Genomic DNA, 18,012 nt, shown 5'->3' on the forward strand with positions numbered 1-18,012 from the left:
CGTCCTCCCGGTCGGTGTCGCGGCGCCGTCCGTGCACGGCCCCACGGGGCGTTACACTGTGACACATGACGCCTATTCGTCACAACCAGTCGGACGGGGACGCGGTGCTCGACGCGGTGCGGGACTGCGTCCTGGCCGTCGGGGTCCGCCGCACGACGCTCACCGACGTGGCCCGCCGGGCCGGGGTCTCCCGGATGACGCTCTACCGCCGCTGGCCCGACGTCCGCTCCCTGGTCGGCGATCTGATGACCCGTGAGTGGATCGGCGTGGCCACCGGCGCCATGCCGGAGCGCCGTCCGGGCACGGACGCCCGGACGCTGCTCGTCGAGGGCCTGGTGGCGGGAGTGGCGGCCTTCCGCGCCCACCCGCTCTTCCGCAAGATCGTCGACGTCGATCCGGAGCTGCTGCTCCCCTATGTGCTCGACCGGCGCGGGGCGAGCCAGGAGGCGCTGCTGGACCTGCTGGCCGGCGGTCTGCGGGAGGGGCACGCCGACGGCTCGGTACGGCCCGGCCATCCGCAGCGGCAGGCCCGTTCCGTGCTCCTCGTCGTCCAGTCCTTCACCCTGTCGCTGCGGACCATGACCGACGAGGACGACCCGGAGCTCGACTCCGTGGCCTTCCTGGCGGAGTTGCGGACCATCCTGGAGAGGACCCTCACGCCATGAGCCCCACCCGCACCCCCGCCGTCCCCGCCCCGCCGACCGGCGCCGCGTCGCTGTCGGCCGGCCGTCGCTCCCGCGAACTGGCCGCCACCGTGGGCGGGCCGGTGGTGGACGTCCTGGTCGTCGGGCTGGGCGCGACCGGCGCCGGGACCGCCCTCGACGCGGCCGCCCGGGGGCTGACGGTCGCCGCCGTCGACGCCCACGACCTCGCCTTCGGCACCTCCCGCTGGAGCTCCAAGCTCATCCACGGCGGACTGCGCTACCTCGCCTCCGCGCAGTTCGACGTCGCCCACGAGAGCGCGGTGGAGCGCGGGCTGCTCATGGAGCGCACCGCCCCGCACCTGGTCCGGGCGGAGCCCTTCGTCCTGCCCCTCACCCCGCTGGTCTCCCGCGGCCAGGCCGCCCTGGCATGGGCCGGCTTCCGGGCCGGGGACGCCCTGCGCCTGGCGGCGCGCACGGCACGGGCGACGCTGCCCGCGCCGCGCCGGCTGTCGGCGGCCGAGGCCCGCTTCCTGGCTCCCGCCGTGCGCGCCGAGGGGCTGCGCGGCGGCCTGCTGTCCTGGGACGGCAAGGTCACCGACGACGCCCGCCTGGTGACCGCGCTCGCCCGGACCGCCGCCGCTCACGGCGCACGGATCCTCACCCGGGTCAGGGCGCTGCGGCTCACCGGTTGCGGAGCCGTCGTCCGCGACGAACTCACCGGCGAGGAGGGCGAGATCCGCGCCCGCACGGTCGTCAACGCCTCCGGCGTGTGGGCCGGCGGGCTGGTGGACGGCATCCGGGTGCGGCCCTCCCGCGGCACCCACCTGGTGCTGCGCTCCGAGCGCCTCGGCAGCCTGCCCGCCGGCCTGCACGTCCCGGTCCCCGGCGAGACCAACCGCTTCGTCCTCGTCCTCCCGCAGGGCGACGGCCGCGTCTACGTCGGGCTCACGGACGAACCCGTCGACGGGGAACTGCCCGACGTCCCGACCGCGCCCGAGACGGACATCGGCTTCCTCCTCGACGTCCTCGGCTCCGTGCTGGACGTCCCGCTCCACCGCTCGGACGTGGTGGGCGCCTTCGCGGGGCTGCGCCCGCTGCTGGACACCGCGTCCCCCGCGGACCGCGGGGGCACGGGCAGGACCGCCGACATCTCCCGGCGGCACGCGGTCGTCACCGGGGACGGCGGCGTGGTCACGGTGGTGGGCGGCAAGCTCACCACGTACCGGCGGATGGCCGAGGACGCCGTCGACGCGGCGGTCGCGGCGGGCCGCCTGACGGCCGCCCGCTGCGGCACGGCCGGGCTCCCGCTCGTCGGCGCGGCGCCCGCGCGGGTGCTGCGCGCGGTCGCGGCGCCGAGCCGGCTCGTCCGGCGCTACGGCACCGAGGCCGTGGCCGTCCGGGCCCTCGCCGCCCGTGATCCGCGGCTCGCCGAACCGGTCGTGCCGGGTCACCCCGTCACCGGGGCCGAGCTGGTGTGGGCGGTCCGTCACGAAGGGGCGCTCGACGAGGCGGACCTGCTCGACCGGCGCACCCGCATCGGGCTGGTGCCGGACGACCGGGGGCCGGCGCTGGAGGCCGTGCGCCGTCTGCTGGGCGAGCCGGCCGACTGGACCGGGTGACGAGCGGCCGACGGCCCTCGGGCACGCTCCGGACGGAGCGCCGGCTGCCGTGTCCGGACGTCGATCTCAACCTCAACTCTAGCTTTAGGGTTTGCTTCCGCTTCGGCTTTCCCGTGCACCAGGCCCCCGGCCGGCGCACGGCGCCCCGGCGCGCAGGCGGCCGCGGCCGAACTCGGGGATTCGACCGCGGCCGCCTCGGCGCCGGACCGTGGGGAGCACTCCACCGTCCGACGCCCCTTGCGGGTTCCCCGCCCCGTGGATCGCAGTCTGCGCCGTACGAGTGGATCCGGGGCGGGCGGGTCAGGCCGTGCTGCAGGAGACCGTGGGCCAGGTCCAGTTGCCGTTGTGCTGGATGGTGACGCCGAAGGTGTTGCCGCTGCCGTTCGGCTTCGCGGTCAGCACCTGGGCGCTGGGGTAACTGGCGGAGACGTTCCAGGTGGACAGGACCTTCGCCGGGGACGGGACGTTCATCGTCACCGTCCAGTTACCGGAACCGCTGACCGACACGTTCAGGTTGTACCGGTCGCTCCACTGCTGACCCGCCGACAGCGTCGCGGTGCAACCGGCGCCACCGCCGCCACCGCCACCGCCCGAACCGCCGTCGCCGGGGGCCACGGCGCGGCCGGTCTGCGGTGAGATCATCCCCGCGCACAGGCCGCGGCCGGCGAGCCCCTGCGCGATGCGCGGGATCGCCGCGAGGGTGTTGGCGGGCCAGTCGTGCATGAGGATGATCTGGCCGTTGGTGAGCCGGGCGGCGGCCTGCACGATCGCGTCGGTGCTCGCGCCGTTCCAGTCCTGCGAGTCGACGTCCCAGATGATCTCGGTCAGGCCGTACTTCGCCGCGACCGACCTCACCGTCGCGTTGGTCTCGCCGTACGGCGGGCGGAAGAGCTTCGGGGTGCCCCCGCCCGCGGCGGCGACGGCCTGCTGGGTGCGGGAGATCTCCGAGTCGATCTGTGACGGGGCGAGCTGGGTCAGGTGCGGGTGCGTGTAGCTGTGGTTGGCGACCCACATGCCGGCGTCGACCTGGGCCCGGACCTGGGACGGGTTGGCGGCGGCGTACTGGCCCTGGTTGAACATCGTGGCCCGCAGCCCGTTCTGCTTGAGCGCGTCGAGCAGGGCCGGCGTGCTGCCGGACGGGCCGTCGTCGAAGGTGAGCCCGACGTACCCGGTGCAGGCGGCGGCCCGCGCCGGAGCGGCCTGTGCCGGTGCGGCGGTGTCCACGGTGAGGGTGGCCGCGGCGGCCGTCGCGACGACGGCGAGCCCGGTGATCAGGGAGCGTAACGAGCGGTGTGGTCTGGTGCGCATACCGAGTGGTCCTCCAGCCTGGGGCGGGGTGCGGGGTCAGCTCGCGGCGCAGGAGACCGTGGGCCAGGTCCAGTTGCCGTTGTGCTGGATGGTGACGCCGAAGGTGTTGCCGCTGCCGTTCGGCTTCGCGGTCAGCACCTGGGCGCTGGGGTAACTGGCGGAGACGTTCCAGGTGGACAGGACCTTCGCCGGGGACGGGACGTTCATCGTCACCGTCCAGTTACTGGAACCGCTGACCGACACGTTCAGGTTGTACCGGTCGCTCCACTGCTGACCCGCCGACAGCGTCGCGGTGCAACCGGCGCCACCGCCACCGCCGCCACCGCCACCGCCCGAACCGGTGCCGCCCACCGTGATGCTGGAGCTGCCGCTGCTCTGGTAGCCCTCGGTCGCCATGATCATGTAGTAGCTGAAGCTGCCGAGCGTCATTCCGGCGCGGGCCCAGGCGTCGAAGTGGTTGCCGGTGGTGATGGTGCCGCCGGTCCGCTTCGACTGCCGGACGCTCCAGTACTGGTCGAAGGTGCGGGTGCCCTCGACGGAGGGGGCGTTGTACCGGGTCGTCCGGTAGATGTCGTACGTACCGCCGTCGCTGGTGACGGTGCCCATGTGCGTGCCCGTGGGCCGGTAGGTGCCCCAGTTGTCGACGATGTAGTACTCGACGAGCGGGTTGGAGGTCCATCCGTAGAGGGCCAGGTAGGCGTTGCCGGACGGGTTGAAGGTGCCCGAGTAGGTCACGCTCCTGCGGCCGCCGGTGCTCCAGCCCTTGCCGGCGACGAAGTTGCCGGTGTTGCGCCAGGAAGTGCTGTAGCCACCGCCCGAGGCCAGGTTCATCGAGACCGTGCCGGGGGAGTCGGTCCAGAACGAGTAGTAGTAGCCGTTGTCGGTGCCCGTCTGGTTCGTCGTGATCACCGTGTCGGCACTGGCGGCGCTCGGCAGGAACAGCGCGAGCACGGCTGCCAGCGCGACGGCCCAGACACTCCGGGCGGACAACGGGAAGCCGCGGCCACGGCTCCTCGGATCGGCGTACGCGTTCATGTGGGTGCTTCCTCCTCGTGGGACGGATGCGAAGGGACCGCTCGACGGAAGGCCTGCCGGGGGCGGACGCCTCGAGGGCGGTCCGTCGAGGGCGGTCCGTCGATGGCGAGAGTTTTGATCTGACCCCGTCAACAGTCAACAGTTTCGGAGAGAGTTTCGAAACGTTCGCCTTGCTCGGATCGCCTGCGGCCCTCATCTCCGCAGTTCAACGCCCATGGCCAAGACGTCGCCGGAGAACCCCGTGGACGATCCGCGGTGTCGCGGCCCATTGACCGGGTGCCTCACGTCGAAAGATTCGACGTCTTCCCGGCCGGAGTCGAAAAGGGCTTTTACCGCGGGAGTGATCAGGGCACCCGGTCCTCCGACCACGCCGCCGACAGACAGGAGGCCGACGTGACGGACGAACACAGCACCCGTCAGGACCCCACCACCCAGCACCCGCGCCCGGACTTCCCCCAGCAGGACCAGCCGCACCCCGGCTGGACCGGGCCGATGGATCCGCCGCCCGACCACGGGGAGGAGTCCTACCGCGGCTCGGACCGGCTGAAGGGCCGCAAGGCGGTGATCACGGGCGGCGACTCCGGCATCGGACGGGCGGTGGCCCTCGCCTTCGCCCGCGAGGGCGCCGACGTGCTGTTCACGTACCTCGAGGAGGAGGAGGCCGAGGCGCGCGAGACGTCCCGGCTGGTGGAGGACGCCGGGCGCAAGGCCGTCGCCGTGCCGTGCGACATCCGCGAGGAGGACGCGTGCCGGGCGCTGATCGAACGGGCCGTGGCGGAGTTCGGGTCCATCGACGTCCTGGTGAACAACGCCGCGTACCAGATGTCGCAGCCGGACGGCATCGAGGCCATCACCACCGAGCAGTTCGACCGGGTGATGCGGACCAACCTCTACGGCATGTTCTGGCTGACGAAGTTCGCGCTGCCGCACATCCCCGAGGGTGGCAGCGTCATCAACTCCACCTCGGTGCAGGCCTACAAGCCGAGCCCGCACCTGCTGGACTACGCGATGACGAAGGGCGCCATCGTCACCTTCACCCAGGGACTCGCGCAGATGGTCGCGGAGCGCGGCGTCCGCGTCAACGCGGTCGCGCCGGGCCCGGTGTGGACGCCCCTGATTCCCGCCACGATGCCCGACACCGCCGAGTTCGGCAAGCAGAGCCCGCTGGGCCGGCCGGCCCAGCCGGCCGAACTGGCTCCCGCCTACGTCTACCTCGCCTCGCAGGAGGCGAGTTACATCACCGCCGAGATCCTCAACGCCACCGGCGGCACCCCGCTGCCCTGAGCGGCGGACGGACGGCGCCCCCCTGCGCAGGGGGGCGCCGTCCGTCGTGCCGGTCTACAGCGCGCGTTCGAGGCGGTCGGAGAGCAGCTGCACGAACCTCGCGGGCTCGGCCGGACGACCCCCCTCGGCCAGCAGCGCGAGGCCGTGGAGGAGTTCCACGCTCTCGCCCAGGGCCGCGCGGTCCGCCCCGTCCCGGAACGCCTGGTTCAGGCTCTTGACCAGGGAGTGGTCGGGGTTCAGCTCGAGGATGCGCAGCGTGCGGGGGACCTCCTGGCCCATCGCGCGGTACAGGTTCTCCAGCGCCGGGGTCAGGTCGTGCGTGTCGGAGACCAGACAGGCCGGGGACACCGTGAGCCGGGAGGACAGGCGCACGTCCTTGATCTCCTCGCCGAGCCTCTCCTTCATCCAGCCGAGCAGGCCGGCGTACTCCTCGCCCTGCTTCTCGCGGTCCTCCTCGGACGTGGTCCCGCCGTCGGAGTCGAGGTCGATCTCGCCCTTGGCGACGGACCGCAGCCGCTTGCCCTCGTACGCGCCGACCGCGTCGGTCCACACCTCGTCGACCGGGTCGGTGAGCAGCAGGACCTCGATGCCCTTGGCCCGGAAGGCCTCCATGTGCGGGGAGTTCTCGATGCCGGCGCGGGACTCGCCCGTCATGTAGTAGATGTCGTCCTGGCCGTCCTTCATCCGCTCCACGTACTGCTTGAGCGTGGTCGGCTCGGTGTCGTGGTGCGTGGTCGCGAACGACGAGACGGCGAGGAGCGCGTCACGGTTCTCCGTGTCGGTGACCAGGCCCTCCTTCAGGACGGCGCCGAACTCCCGCCAGAGGGTGGCGTACCGCTCGGGCGACGCGGTCATCATGTCCTTGACCGAGGACAGGACCTTCTTCGCCAGCCGGCGGTGCATCAGCTGGATGTGGCGGTCCTGCTGGAGGATCTCGCGGGAGACGTTGAGCGAGAGGTCCTGGGCGTCGACGACGCCCTTGACGAACCGCAGGTACGGCGGCAGCAGGGCCTCGCAGTCGTCCATGATGAAGACGCGCTTGACGTAGAGCTGCACGCCCCGCTTGTAGCCCTGGGTGAACAGGTCGTGGGGCGCGTGGGACGGGACGAACAGCAGGGCCTGGTACTCGAAGGTGCCCTCCGCCTGGAGCCGGATCGTCTCCAGGGGGTCCGTCCAGTCGTGGCTGATGTGCTTGTAGAGCTCGTGGTACTCCTCGTCCTTCACCTCGTCGCGCGGGCGCGCCCAGAGGGCCTTCATCGAGTTCAGCGTCTCGGGCTCGGGCGCGGCGCCGGCCTCGCCGTCGCCGTCGTCCGCCGCGGCCGGCGGCTGCGGCACCATCCGGATCGGCCAGGTGATGAAGTCCGAGTAGCGCTTGACGATCTCCCGGAGCTTCCACGCGGAGGTGTAGTCGTGGAGCTGGTTCTCGGGGTCGGCCGGCTTCAGGTGCAGGGTGATCGCGGTGCCCTGCGGGGCGTCGTCGACCGTCTCCAGCGTGTACGTGCCCTCGCCGCGCGACGACCAGCGCGTGCCCTGGCCCTCGCCGGCGCGCCGGGTCACCAGGACGACCTCGTCCGCCACCATGAAGCTGGAGTAGAAGCCGACGCCGAACTGCCCGATGAGCCCTTCCGCGCCGGCGGCGTCCTCGGCCTGCCGCAGTTCCTCCAGGAACGCGGCCGTGCCCGAGTTGGCGATGGTGCCGATGAGCCGTGAGACCTCGTCGTACGACATCCCGATGCCGTTGTCCCGCACGGTGAGGGTGCGGGCGTCGCTGTCGGTCTCGAGCTCGATGTGCAGGTCGGACACGTCGGCGTCGAGCGTGTCGTCCCGCAGTGCTTCGAGGCGCAGCTTGTCCAACGCGTCGGAGGCGTTGGAGACGAGCTCACGCAGGAAGACATCCTTGTTCGAGTAGATCGAGTGGATCATCAGCTGCAGGAGCTGACGGGCCTCCACCTGAAACTCAAACGTTTCGGTCGGCATGGTTCGCGGCTACCTCTCGGTCCCAGACGTAGGGAACTGACTGACGCCAGCCACTTTGACGTGCTCCCCGGTCCGAAGTCCAGAAATTCCGGCCCGGGTCGTCCGGCCCTTGCGGGGGCGCCCCGCTCGACCGCTGCCGTTCCCGGCTCCCGGCGCCGCCGCGGACGCGGCCGGAGCCCGACGTGCCGGTCCCGCTCCGGACCGCCCGCGTCGCATACGCTGCGAAGACGTCCGGCCCGGCGTCCTCGGCGACCCGGACGCGGGGGCGTGCCGCCCGGTGGCGGCCCTTCACGTGGGCCCGGACGGCGCGGCCGTCGGATGTGAAAGGGGTACGGCATGGGATCCCCGGACGTGCACCTGCGGGAGATCACCGACGACAACCGGGAGGCCGTCCGCGCCCTCCGCGTCCGAAAGGCCCAGAAGCAGTTCGTCGCGTCCGTGTCCAGGTCGCTCAAGGACGCGGCGCGGAGACCGGAGGCCAACCCCTGGTGCCGCGCCGTGTACCGCGGCGACGAGCCGGTCGGCTTCGTGATGCTGTCGTGGAAACCGCCGGCCGGCCCGTACCGGGGACGGCACTTCGTCTGGCGTCTCCTCGTCGACAAGCGGTACCAGGGGCGGGGGATCGGCCGGGAAGCGCTCCTGCAGGTCGCCGCCCTGGTCCGCGCGGACGGCGCCACCGAGCTGCTGACCAGCTACTGGCCCGGTGACGGCGAACCGTGGCCCTTCTACCGGAAACTCGGGTTCCGTCCCACCGGGGAGGTCGACGACGGCGAGATCGTGCTGCGGCTCGCCTTCCCCGCCCGGTGAGCCGACGGCGAAGGCGCCGGCCGCCCGGACCCCGGCTCGGCCTCGAGACCCGGGTTCCGGCTGACGTCGGCGCTGGTGAGGGGCGGGGCGGTCGGGGCGAGGAGGTAAGGCCTTGTTAAGGTCCGCGGGTGAAAACGCCGAGAGCTGTCTCCTCGACCGCGGCCCGCTTCGGATGGCTGGACGCCGTCCGGGGGATCGCGGCCCTGACCGTGGCCCTGCACCATCTCAGTGCCGAGCTGTTCGTGGGCTTCGGCGCGGCCGTGCGGGAGCGGTTCGACCCCGGGATCTTCGGGGTGATGGCCTTCTTCCTGGTCAGCGGGTACATCGTGCCCGCCTCGCTGGAGCGCCGGGGAGACGTGCGGGCGTTCTGGATCGGGCGGCTGTACCGGCTCTACCCCCTGTGCGCGGTGGTCCTCGTCGCTGCGGCCGTGCTGGTGCCGAAACGTTTCTCCGCCGTGGACGTCTCGGTCCACGAGCACCCGCTGCTCGCCGCCGTCGCCAACACCACCATGCTCCAGGATCTGCTGGGCCTGCGCAGCGGTCTGCCGGTGATGTGGACGCTGACCTACGAGATGGTCTTCTACTACCTGGTCACGCTGCTGTTCATGACCGGCGCCCATCGCCGCAGCGGGCCCGTGGCGGCCGTCTTCGCCGGGGCGGCGCTGCTGCTGGGACCGTGGGCGGCGGCGTGGAGCCTGCGGCCCGAGTTCACCGTCCGGCAACTGGCCGCGGGAACCGCGCTGGTGGTGGGGACGGGGCTGATGTTCCTGCTCACCGGGCGCCGGACGGCGCAGCTGACGGGTGCGACGCTGCTGACGGGGCTCGGCCTGGTGCTCATGATCGCGAACGGGCGGTCGACCCCCTGGGAGAGCATGCTGATCCTGGCCACGATGTTCAGCGGAACCGTGATCCACCGCGCCGAGCGAGGACAGATCCGCCGGGCGACGGCGTGGGCGTACTGCGGCTTCGTCATCGCGGCGGGCACGGCGGCCGGACTGCTCTACGACGACAGGCAGGCCCAGATCCGCACCTGGACCGCCTCCCCCCTCGCCTGGGTCAGCGCGTTCCTCGCGGGCTGGGCGCTGTTCGCCGTGGCCCTGCTGCTGCGCCGCCGCCGGATGCCCAGGGCCCTGACCTGGCTGGGCCTGGTCAGCTTCTCCGTCTACCTGCTGCACCGTCCGCTGATCGCCACGATGTCCTGGCTCATGGAGAAGACGGGTCATCCCCACGGCACGGCGCAGCAGCTGGTCTGGGTGGCCGGCTTCCTCGCGGCCCTGCTCCTGCTGAGCGCCCTCACCTACCACCTCGTGGAGCTGCCGGGTCAGCGGCTCGGCCGCCGCCTGCTGGACCGTCGCCGCGGTCCGTCCGCAGGGGGCGGACCGGTCGTCCCCGAGACGGCGCGGGGGCATCGGACGGCTCCTCAGGAGGAGCGGCACCGCCTCGCCTCGCATCAGTAGTCCCCGCTCACCCCGTCCGCCGCGCCGGACGCGCCCCGGGATCCGGTGCGCGTCCGCGCCTCCCCCGGCCCCGCCGGTGGGGGCGCGGGCTCACCGGCCGTGCCCGCCGCCCTGCTGGGCGCCGCGCCCGCCGACCTCCTCCGCCCGTGCCGTGCCCTTGGCCTTCTTCGTGCCGGAGTCCGCTCCGTGGCCGTCGGAGCCCGCCCCGGAGCCGTTCCCCCGGCCGCTGTTCGTGGATCGCTCGCCGGCACCGCCGTCCTCCGGAGCCGGAGCCGAGGACGGGCGGCCCTGCGGGGCGCTCCGCGCCGATGCGCGCTGCGCGACGGGCACCTGACCCGTCGCCGTCTCCGGCGGGACGGAGGGCGTGCTCGACGGCTCGGTGGACGGGGCGGCCGTCCCGGGCGGGCGGGCGCCCGCGGCACTGTCGGCGCCGGCGTCGGGGAGGTCGCCGACGGATGCGGAGAGGGTCATGCCGAGCAGGGCGGCGAGCGCGGCGCCGGCGGCCGCGAACGTGCGCCGGCCGGGGCGCCGGACGGCGGGGCCGCCGTGTGCGGCGGTCACCGGCGCCGACCGGGCCGGCCGGGCGAGGACCGCGCCGACGGCCTTCTCCGCGGTGTTCCCGCCGGCGCCCTCCCCCGCCCCGCGGACGCCGTGACAGCCCGTCGGCGTCCCGGCCGGGCTCAGGGCCGTCAGCACCTCGGCACAGGTGTGCGCGTCGGGACGCTCGTGCTCGTCGCGGGCGGTCATGGCCGTCAGCAGGCGGGCCAGTTCCCCGTCGAGCGCGGGCGGAACGGCCGGCTGCCGGTGCAGGCGCGCCATCGCCGCCTCCAAGGGGGCGCCGGGGTACTCCAGTTCGCCCTTGAGGCACTCCAGCAGCGTCAGCCCGAGCGCGTACACGTCCGCGGCGGGGCCCGCCTCGCCCCCGCTGACCTGTTCCGGCGCCAGGTACGCCGCCGTGCCGACGAGCACTCCGGTCGCGGTGCGGGCGGTGTCGTCGCTCAGCCGGGAGATGCCGAAGTCGGTGAGGTGCGGCGTCCCCGACTCGTCCAGCAGGATGTTGGACGGCTTGACGTCCCGGTGGACGACCCCGGCGGCGTGGACGTGGGCGAGGGTCGTCGCCAGGTCCGCGCCGAGGGCGCACACCGCGGCCGGGGTCAGCGTCCTCTCCGCGATGCGGGCGCGCAGGGTGGCGCCCCGGACGAGCTGGAGGACGAGGAAGGGCAGGTCCTCGTCGCGCCCGAAGTCGTAGACGGTGACGAGCCCGGGGTGCTGGAGCCGGGCCAGCAGCAGGGCTTCCTCGCTGAATCGTTCCTCCGTCTGTGCTCCGCCGCTGCGGAACAGCTTCACCGCCACCGCGCGCCCGAGCCGGAGGTCGTACGCCTCGTGGACGTCGGCGGCGCCGCCGCGCCCGAGCGGGGCGCCGACCCGGTAGCGGCCCGCCAGCACCCGTCCTGGGAGGGGTTTCGACTCCGTGGGCCACAGGCGTGCCGGCATGTGTTCCCCCAAACGGGTGTAGGCGGCGGGCGGGACGGGTCCGACGAGGGCGGCGGACGCGTCCGGGAACGGCGAGGACCGTGCGAGGGGCGTGAGTGCGTGATGTCCGCGCGCCCTCGTCGTGAGGCGTCGAGTACCCCCGACCCCGTCCGTCACGCCCGGCCGTGACGCCCTGTCGGCGGCGCCCGGGCGGGCGGATGGCCTCGACCGGACGGCCGGACGGCCGAACGCGCCGCCGTGCGGGGCGCGTCGGGGACGACGGCGGGGTGACCACGCCGGGATGCGTTGCCTGCGTCCGGATCCCGTACCCGGCCGCCTCACGGCGAACGGCCCGCACGGCGGGCGGCGGTGGCCGCCGCCCGGGGTGGAGACCCGCCCGGGGGCGTCCGGGGCACGGTGGGCCGGGCGAAGGGGCCGGCGGCCGCTCGCGTCCTGCGAACGGCCGCCGGCCCCTCGTGCGGCGTCAGCGCGCCGTCGCGGGCGCGCCGGTGGTGGTCAGCGCCGCCCGCGCAGCTTGCCCAGCAGGCTCCGGGCCTGGGCCCGTCGCCGCGGGTCGGCGGAGGCGCGGCGCACCTCCTCGATGGTCCGGCGCCCCTGCGGGCTCCTGCTGAACTGCTTGATCTTCTCCAGCATCCCTGGCACGGCTGCCCTCCTGAGACGGTCGACGACGAGGCCGGTGTGACAAGGCCTGTGTACGCACGCGTCTACCCCGAACAGGCCGGCCCACCCCCGCGCCGTGCCCACGAGCCGTGGCCCGGGACCGGACGGGCGGGCAGGCGGGCAGGCGGGCAGGCGGGCAGGCGGGCAGGCGGGCAGCCGAGGGTGGCGTCGGAGCCGTGCAGGGGCCGCCCCCGGCGAACGGCGCCGCGCGGGCGGGGCCGTCGGGAGCGAGCCGGCGCCTCGCGGCCGGCACCGCCACTGGCACCGGGCACCGTCCGCCCGCGTCCCGTCCCGTCGCCGACCCGGCCTCACCGGCACGGTGGCCGGTCCCCCGCCGGGCGTGCGCGCCCGGACGTGCACGACCGCGACGCCGGCGCCGCCCTCGGCGGCCGGCGCCGGTCAGGTCCGGCCGGACCGCTGCTCGCCCGCGGCCTGGTCCGCCGGACAGGCCCCGGACACGGCCGACGACGGTGTCGTGCCCGGCAGCGTGTACTCGTCCCGGCGGCCGCACATGCCGTAGCCGCCGAGCCGGGTGGGGGCGGTCGCGTGCGCGGTGGCCTCGCCGAGGTACGCCGGGTCCCCGGCGGCGAGCGCGTCGAGCTGGGCGCCGGTGCGTTCGGCGGCGGCGAGGGCCCCGGCCCGCCACAGCTCGCGCCAGGCCGGCACCTTGTCGCGGACGAGCCGGGCGGCGGCCCGCTGGAAGTCCCGGTACGGGCCGTCGTCGCCGGCCACGAGGGCCTCGCGCAGGGCGAGGTAGCCCTCCACGGCGAGGTCGCGGCGCCGGCGGGCGGCGGCCTCGGCCGGCGGTCCGGCGCCGGGCGGGAGGGCCGCCGCCGCCGCGTACCGCCCGGGGTCGGCGAGCACCTCGGGCGGGAAGGTGAAGACGGCGTCCCCGGCTTCGGGCAGGCCGCTGTTCTGCATCAGGACGGTGACGCGCAGGCCGCCGCCCTGCACCATGCGGTGCACGGTGCCCGGGGTGAACCAGGCGACCCGGCCGGGTTCCAGCGGGACCTCCCGGCAGCCGTCGGGGCTCAGCGTCTGCACCGCCCCGCGACCGCCGGTGACGACGTACGCCTCCGTGCACACCAGGTGCAGGTGGGGGCTGCCGCCGCACACCCCGTCGGCGGCCTCCCAGTCGTAGGCGCTCAGGTGGGGCAGGCCGACGGCGCCGGGCAGCGGAGGGGCGGGGGCGGGCCCGGTCCCGTTCACCACGGCAGGCCCTCCGGGTGGCCGGCGACGCGGTCGTGGTCCCGGGCGCCGTCGGCGAGGACGAGCCGGTGGAGGAAGGCGAAGGGCTTGCCGGGCGGTGGCGCGAACTCGTCGGAGAACGCCCGGGGGAACGCCGCCGTGGGGACCGGCCCGGAGCGCACGGACCGGTGCGCCTCGCGACCGGCCCGCCGGTCGTCGCGGTGGCCGTGCGGGCGGTGGCCGGTCACCGTGCGTCCGGCGAGGGGGCGCGGAGGGCGGGCGCGCGGCGTGCGGGACGCGAAGGCCTCGGGGCCGGGGCGGTGGACGTGCCGGAGGACCTCCGTGCCGGTCGCGGCCGCGACCGGCACGTGCTCGCCGTGGGGGTGGGTGACGCGGATGCTCACGCGCGCTCCTCGAGGGGCCAGTGGGGGCGTCGGCCGTGCACGCCCGGGCGTTCCCCGCGGACGGGGAGACGCCCAGAAAGCGCTTGCACCCGCTCGACCCTAGGGGCGGACCCATGTCAGGACAACCCCCGCGCGCCGGCGTCGGTCCGATACGCGGCCCAGGACGGGGCGCGGGTGGCCGACACACCACCCCACCGGCCGGCGGGTCGTCCGGGCTCCCGCCGGCCGGTGGGCCGCGCCGGTCAGGCGGTCGTGCAGGCGGCGCCGTTCAGGGTGAACGCGGTCGGCGCGGTGTTGGCGGTTCCCTTGTTCCCGAGGAACCCGATCGTGACCGAGCCCCCGGCCGGGACGGTGGAGGTGTACGAGGCGGGGGTGACGGTCACCGCGCCGCCGCTCTGGGCGGGGGTCCCGCCCCACATGGAGGAGATGGTCTGGCCGTTGGCGAAGGCGAACCCCAGGGTCCAACCGCTGACGGGCGCCGAGCCGGTGTTGCGGAGGGTGATCTCGCCCTGGAAGCCGCCGGGCCACTCGCCCACGACGCGGTAGCCGACGGCGCAGCTCCCGGCCGGCGTGGCGGCGGTGGTGACGCCGACGGTGGCCGAGCGTGCCGAGCGGTTCCCGGCCGCGTCGCGTGCGTAGACGGCGAAGGTGTAGGCCGTGCCGCCGGTGAGGCCGGTCAGGGTGACGGTGTTCGTCGTGGAGGAGGCGGCCACGGTTTCGGTGCCGCCGCTGACGCGGACGACGTCGTAGCGGGTCACGCCAACGTTGTCGGAGGACGCGGCCCAGGTCAGGGTGGCGGACGTGGCGGTCACGGCGGAGGCGGCCGGGGCGCCGGGGGCGGTCGGGGCCTGGGTGTCGGTGGAGGCGCCGCCGAAGACGGTGGCCTCCTTGGCGGTCTGGGCGATGCCGTTGGCGCCGTGGAAGATGCGCTGGCCCCAGGAGCTGAGCCGGCCGGGGTCGAAGTCGATCGCCAGGTCGAGGACCGGGTCGGTGTTGCCGCTCCAGGACCAGGCGAGGTAGCCGAGGCGCAGCTGCTGGGCCGTGGCCATCATGGTGTCCTCGTCGGGGTCGCCCCACTGGTCGGCGGGTCCGCCGAACTCACCGATGAGGAGCGGGAGTTTCGCGTCGACGAAGGCGTTCAGGTAGTCGGTGATCTCCTGCGCGGTGTCGAAGACGCTGTACATGTGGATCGAGAAGATCAGGTTGCCGGTGGGGTCGGCGTCGTAGACGGTCCGGGCGTTGGCGCGCATGACGCCCTGCCAGTCCTGGCCCCAGTTCGGCGCGTCCACCATGATCGTGTGTTCGAGGCCCGCGGCGCGCAGCTTCTTGACCGCGGCGATCGTCGGGGCGGTCCAGCCCTCCGGGTTCGTGTTGCCCCAGGGCTCGTTGCCGATGTTGACGACGACGTAGTTCTCCTGGCCGGCCAGGACGTCCTTCAGGCCGATCCAGTAGTCGGCCGCGTGGTCGAGGGTGCCGGCGGCGGTGTCCTCGCCGTAGCCGGTGGTGTCGTGCACCTCCAGGACGCAGATGAGGCGGTTGGCCTTGCACTGGGCGATGACGTTCGCGACGTCGTCCGGGCCGTTCTTCGTCCAGCGGTGGCCGTCGGAGAGGACGACGCGGACGGTGTTGGCGCCGAGCGCCTTGACGTCGGCCAGGGACTGCGTCTCGCCCGGGTACCAGGTGTGGGCGTGGTTGACGCCGCGCATGACGAAGTCGTTGCCGTTGCCCTCGACCAGGCGGCCGTCGCTGATGTGCAGACCGGTGGCCAGGGCGCGGGGGGACTCGGCGGCCCGGGCGGCGGCCGGGGTCAGGAAGCCGAGGACCACGGACAGGCCGAGCAGGGCGGCGAGGGCGGGCAGGAACCTCTCGTGTGTCGTGCTGCGTGCTCTTCTCACTGCGACTCCAGGAGTGAGCGCCAGAAACTCAGGCATCGGAAGGAAGGGTGGGAGCGCTCCCATGAAGCCACTATGCCAAGTACACGTCAAGCCATTGCGCAACGGCGGCCGTCTCGCCGTGCGGCGCCCCTCGGGCGCGCCGCACCGGCGCGCCCGCCGGAACCCACGCCGCCGGGCACTCCCCCGCGTCGCGGGAGTGCCCGGCGGCGGTCCGTCGCCCCGTCGTCTCAGCGCGTCACCACGTGCCGTTCGTCCGGGACGCAGTGCGTCATGGTGAGGCCCTCGACGTCGCGCGGCGGGTTCTTGCCGAGGTTCGCCAGGCGCTCGCGGTCCTCCTCCGTCAGGTCCTGGCTCGCAAGGGGTTCGAGGCCGGCGACGTCCTCCGGCGAGATGCCGAGCCCCTCACCGACCCTGAGGCCGAGGTCGGTCTCGACCAGGAGGAAGTGCCACACCATCCGCTCCTGCACCGGGCGGTCGCACTGGGCGAGCGCCGAGGTGAGGTTCTTGACCAGGTCGTCGCGCTCCCACTGCTCCATCAGCGCGTAGCGCTGGCCCGCCTGCAGGTAGTCGTTGGTGCGCGGGATGCGCTTGCGGGTGAGGCGGCCGCGGATCTCCGGCCCCTCCTCGTCGACCGTGGGGTACTCCGCCTCGCGCAGGCCGCCGGTGACCGACGGTTCGTAGGTGACGCTCGGGTGCTCTCCGTCGCCGTCGATGTGGTACGTCATCTGGCCGTCGCGCTGGTTGGTGTGGACCTCGGCGCTCTTGGGCTGGTTGACCGGCAGCTGGAGGTAGTTCGGGCCGACGCGGTAGCGCTGGGTGTCGCTGTAGGAGAACGTGCGGCCGACGAGCATCTTGTCGTCGGAGAAGTCCAGGCCGTCGACGAGGACCCCGGTGCCGAAGGAGATCTGCTCGTTCTCGGCGAAGAAGTTCTCCGGCATGCGGTTCAGCACCATCTTGCCGACCGGCTTCGGCGGGAAGTCCTGCTCGGGCCAGGTCTTGGTGTCGTCCAGGGGGTCGAAGTCCAGTTCCGGGTGGTCGTGGTCCTCCATCATCTGGACGAGCAGCTCCCACTCCGGGTGGTCACCGCGCGCGACCGCGTCGTACAGGTCCTTCGTGGCGTGGCCCAGGGATTCCGCCTGGCAGTTCGCCGCGTCCTCCTCGGTCATGCTGCGCACGCCCGCCTTGGGCATCCAGTGGTACTTCACCAGCACGGTCCGGCCCTCGTCGTCCGTCCACTTGTAGGTGTTCACGCCGAAGCCCTGCATGTGCCGGTAGTCGGCGGGGATGCCGCGGGGGCTGAACAGGTTGACCAGCATGTGCATGGCCTCGGGGGTCTGCGACATGAAGTCGAAGATGCGCCGCGGCTGCTGCTCGAAGGTGACCGGGTCCGGTTTCAGGGCGTGGATGACGTCCGGGAACTTGATCGCGTCCCGAATGAAGAAGACGCCCAGGTTGTTGCCGACCAGGTCCCAGTTGCCGTCCTCGGTGTAGAACTTCACGGCGAAGCCGCGGGGGTCGCGGGCGGCCTCGGAGGAGTCGCGTCCGCCGATGACGGTGGAGAAACGGACGGCGAGGTCCGTGCGCTTGCCGCGCTCCTGGAACAGCTTGGCGCGGGTGTAGCGGGAGACCGGCTCGTCGCCCCAGGCGCCGTACGCCTCGAAGTACCCGTACGCCGTGACGCCGCGGGCGTGGACGACGCGCTCGGGGATGCGCTCGCGGTCGAAGTGGCTGATCTTCTCGAGGAACTGGTAGTTCTCCAGCGTGGCCGGGCCGCGGGCGCCGACGGTGCGCTGGTTCTGGTTGTCGTAGACGGGGTGGCCCTGCCGGTTGGTGAGCACCCTCCGGTCGTCTCCGGGGGCGGATCCCTGGCCCGATACGTCCGACATGTCGTTGGCTCCTTCGGCTCGTCCCCCCTGCTCGCGGCGGTGCGGGGTCGCCGGGCGGCCGCGGCCGGATCACCCGGCGACGGTCCGGGTACCCGGCGCCCCTCACCCCTCACGTCCGAAGAGCGGGCCGAGGCGGCTGAGGGAGACCAAGGGCCGGGTCGCGGGCCGCTCCGCGGGGCCCGGTCCGTCTCCCGCGCCCGCCGGCCGGACCGCACGCGCCCCCGCTCACCCCGAGTCCCCGGGCCCCGTGCGGGCGGGGGCGACGGCGCGTTCCTCCGCCGTCGCCCCCGCCCGGGTGCCGCGCGCGTCACCTGACGCCCGCCCGGGTGCCGCCCGCGTCGTCCGAGGCCCGCC

General features: G+C 73.8%; 14 protein-coding genes. 5 read left to right on the forward strand and 9 right to left on the reverse strand.

From position 1 onward, the window contains the following. Window positions 1-65 precede the first annotated feature (65 nt). Together ACH4F6_RS01870 and ACH4F6_RS01875 are read left to right on the forward strand one after the other, a co-directional pair. Window positions 66-665, forward strand: coding sequence for a TetR/AcrR family transcriptional regulator (locus ACH4F6_RS01870; RefSeq protein ID WP_397957853.1), 600 nt, complete (start codon window positions 66-68; stop codon window positions 663-665). Then, a complete protein-coding gene (locus ACH4F6_RS01875; protein ID WP_397957854.1) occupies window positions 662-2,263 on the forward strand; it encodes a glycerol-3-phosphate dehydrogenase/oxidase in 1,602 nt (533 codons plus the stop codon). Before ACH4F6_RS01870 ends, ACH4F6_RS01875 begins: the two co-directional genes overlap by 4 nt. Before the next feature lie 300 nt (window positions 2,264-2,563). Here the strand turns inward: ACH4F6_RS01875 and ACH4F6_RS01880 are convergent, their stop codons facing one another. Together ACH4F6_RS01880 and ACH4F6_RS01885 are read right to left on the reverse strand one after the other, a co-directional pair. Further along, a complete protein-coding gene (locus ACH4F6_RS01880) occupies window positions 2,564-3,571 on the reverse strand; it encodes a polysaccharide deacetylase family protein (RefSeq protein ID WP_397957855.1) in 1,008 nt (335 codons plus the stop codon). A gap of 36 nt (window positions 3,572-3,607) precedes the next feature. Then, complete coding sequence (locus tag ACH4F6_RS01885; protein ID WP_397957856.1) at window positions 3,608-4,606, reverse strand: glycoside hydrolase family 11 protein; 999 nt, start codon at window positions 4,604-4,606, stop codon at window positions 3,608-3,610. Window positions 4,607-4,999: 393 nt separating this feature from the next. On the opposite strand from ACH4F6_RS01885, the gene ACH4F6_RS01890 reads away from it, so the two are divergent. Then, a complete protein-coding gene (locus ACH4F6_RS01890; RefSeq protein ID WP_397957857.1) occupies window positions 5,000-5,890 on the forward strand; it encodes an SDR family oxidoreductase in 891 nt (296 codons plus the stop codon). Window positions 5,891-5,944: 54 nt separating this feature from the next. Here the strand turns inward: ACH4F6_RS01890 and htpG are convergent, their stop codons facing one another. Next, a complete protein-coding gene (gene htpG, locus ACH4F6_RS01895) occupies window positions 5,945-7,867 on the reverse strand; it encodes a molecular chaperone HtpG (protein ID WP_397957858.1) in 1,923 nt (640 codons plus the stop codon). A gap of 336 nt (window positions 7,868-8,203) precedes the next feature. On the opposite strand from htpG, the gene ACH4F6_RS01900 reads away from it, so the two are divergent. After that, entirely contained in the window at window positions 8,204-8,674 is a 471-nt protein-coding gene (locus tag ACH4F6_RS01900; protein WP_397957860.1) for a GNAT family N-acetyltransferase, read from the forward strand. A gap of 128 nt (window positions 8,675-8,802) precedes the next feature. Beyond that, window positions 8,803-10,131, forward strand: coding sequence for an acyltransferase family protein (locus tag ACH4F6_RS01905; RefSeq protein WP_397957861.1), 1,329 nt, complete (start codon window positions 8,803-8,805; stop codon window positions 10,129-10,131). Window positions 10,132-10,221: 90 nt separating this feature from the next. Here ACH4F6_RS01905 and ACH4F6_RS01910 read toward each other — a convergent pair whose 3' ends face one another. The 6 genes from ACH4F6_RS01910 to ACH4F6_RS01935 all read right to left on the reverse strand — a co-directional run bounded on the left by ACH4F6_RS01910 (window position 10,222) and on the right by ACH4F6_RS01935 (window position 17,658). Next, window positions 10,222-11,625, reverse strand: coding sequence for a protein kinase (locus tag ACH4F6_RS01910; RefSeq protein ID WP_397957862.1), 1,404 nt, complete (start codon window positions 11,623-11,625; stop codon window positions 10,222-10,224). A 495-nt stretch (window positions 11,626-12,120) separates the two neighbouring features. Beyond that, the gene (locus ACH4F6_RS01915; RefSeq protein WP_397958220.1) at window positions 12,121-12,267 is read right to left on the reverse strand and encodes a hypothetical protein; all 147 of its coding nucleotides are present in this window, start codon (window positions 12,265-12,267) and stop codon (window positions 12,121-12,123) included. Between the two features lie 417 nt (window positions 12,268-12,684). Further along, on the reverse strand, window positions 12,685-13,497 hold the full coding sequence (locus tag ACH4F6_RS01920; RefSeq protein ID WP_397957863.1) for a cupin: 813 nt from the start codon (window positions 13,495-13,497) through the stop codon (window positions 12,685-12,687). After that, window positions 13,491-13,877: a hypothetical protein gene (locus tag ACH4F6_RS01925; RefSeq protein ID WP_397957865.1), complete on the reverse strand. Its 387-nt coding sequence runs from the start codon at window positions 13,875-13,877 to the stop codon at window positions 13,491-13,493. The genes ACH4F6_RS01920 and ACH4F6_RS01925 overlap by 7 nt, the downstream gene beginning before the upstream one ends. 242 nt (window positions 13,878-14,119) lie before the next feature. Beyond that, window positions 14,120-15,772 carry a cellulase family glycosylhydrolase gene (locus ACH4F6_RS01930; protein WP_397957866.1) on the reverse strand — a complete coding sequence of 551 codons (1,653 nt, stop codon included), beginning with the start codon at window positions 15,770-15,772 and terminating at the stop codon, window positions 14,120-14,122. A gap of 227 nt (window positions 15,773-15,999) precedes the next feature. Further along, complete coding sequence (locus ACH4F6_RS01935; protein ID WP_397957868.1) at window positions 16,000-17,658, reverse strand: catalase; 1,659 nt, start codon at window positions 17,656-17,658, stop codon at window positions 16,000-16,002. Between the last annotated feature and the right edge of the window lie 354 nt (window positions 17,659-18,012).

Origin of the sequence: Streptomyces sp. NPDC017936, assembly GCF_044328485.1 — a bacterium.
Lineage (GTDB): Bacteria > Actinomycetota > Actinomycetes > Streptomycetales > Streptomycetaceae > Streptomyces.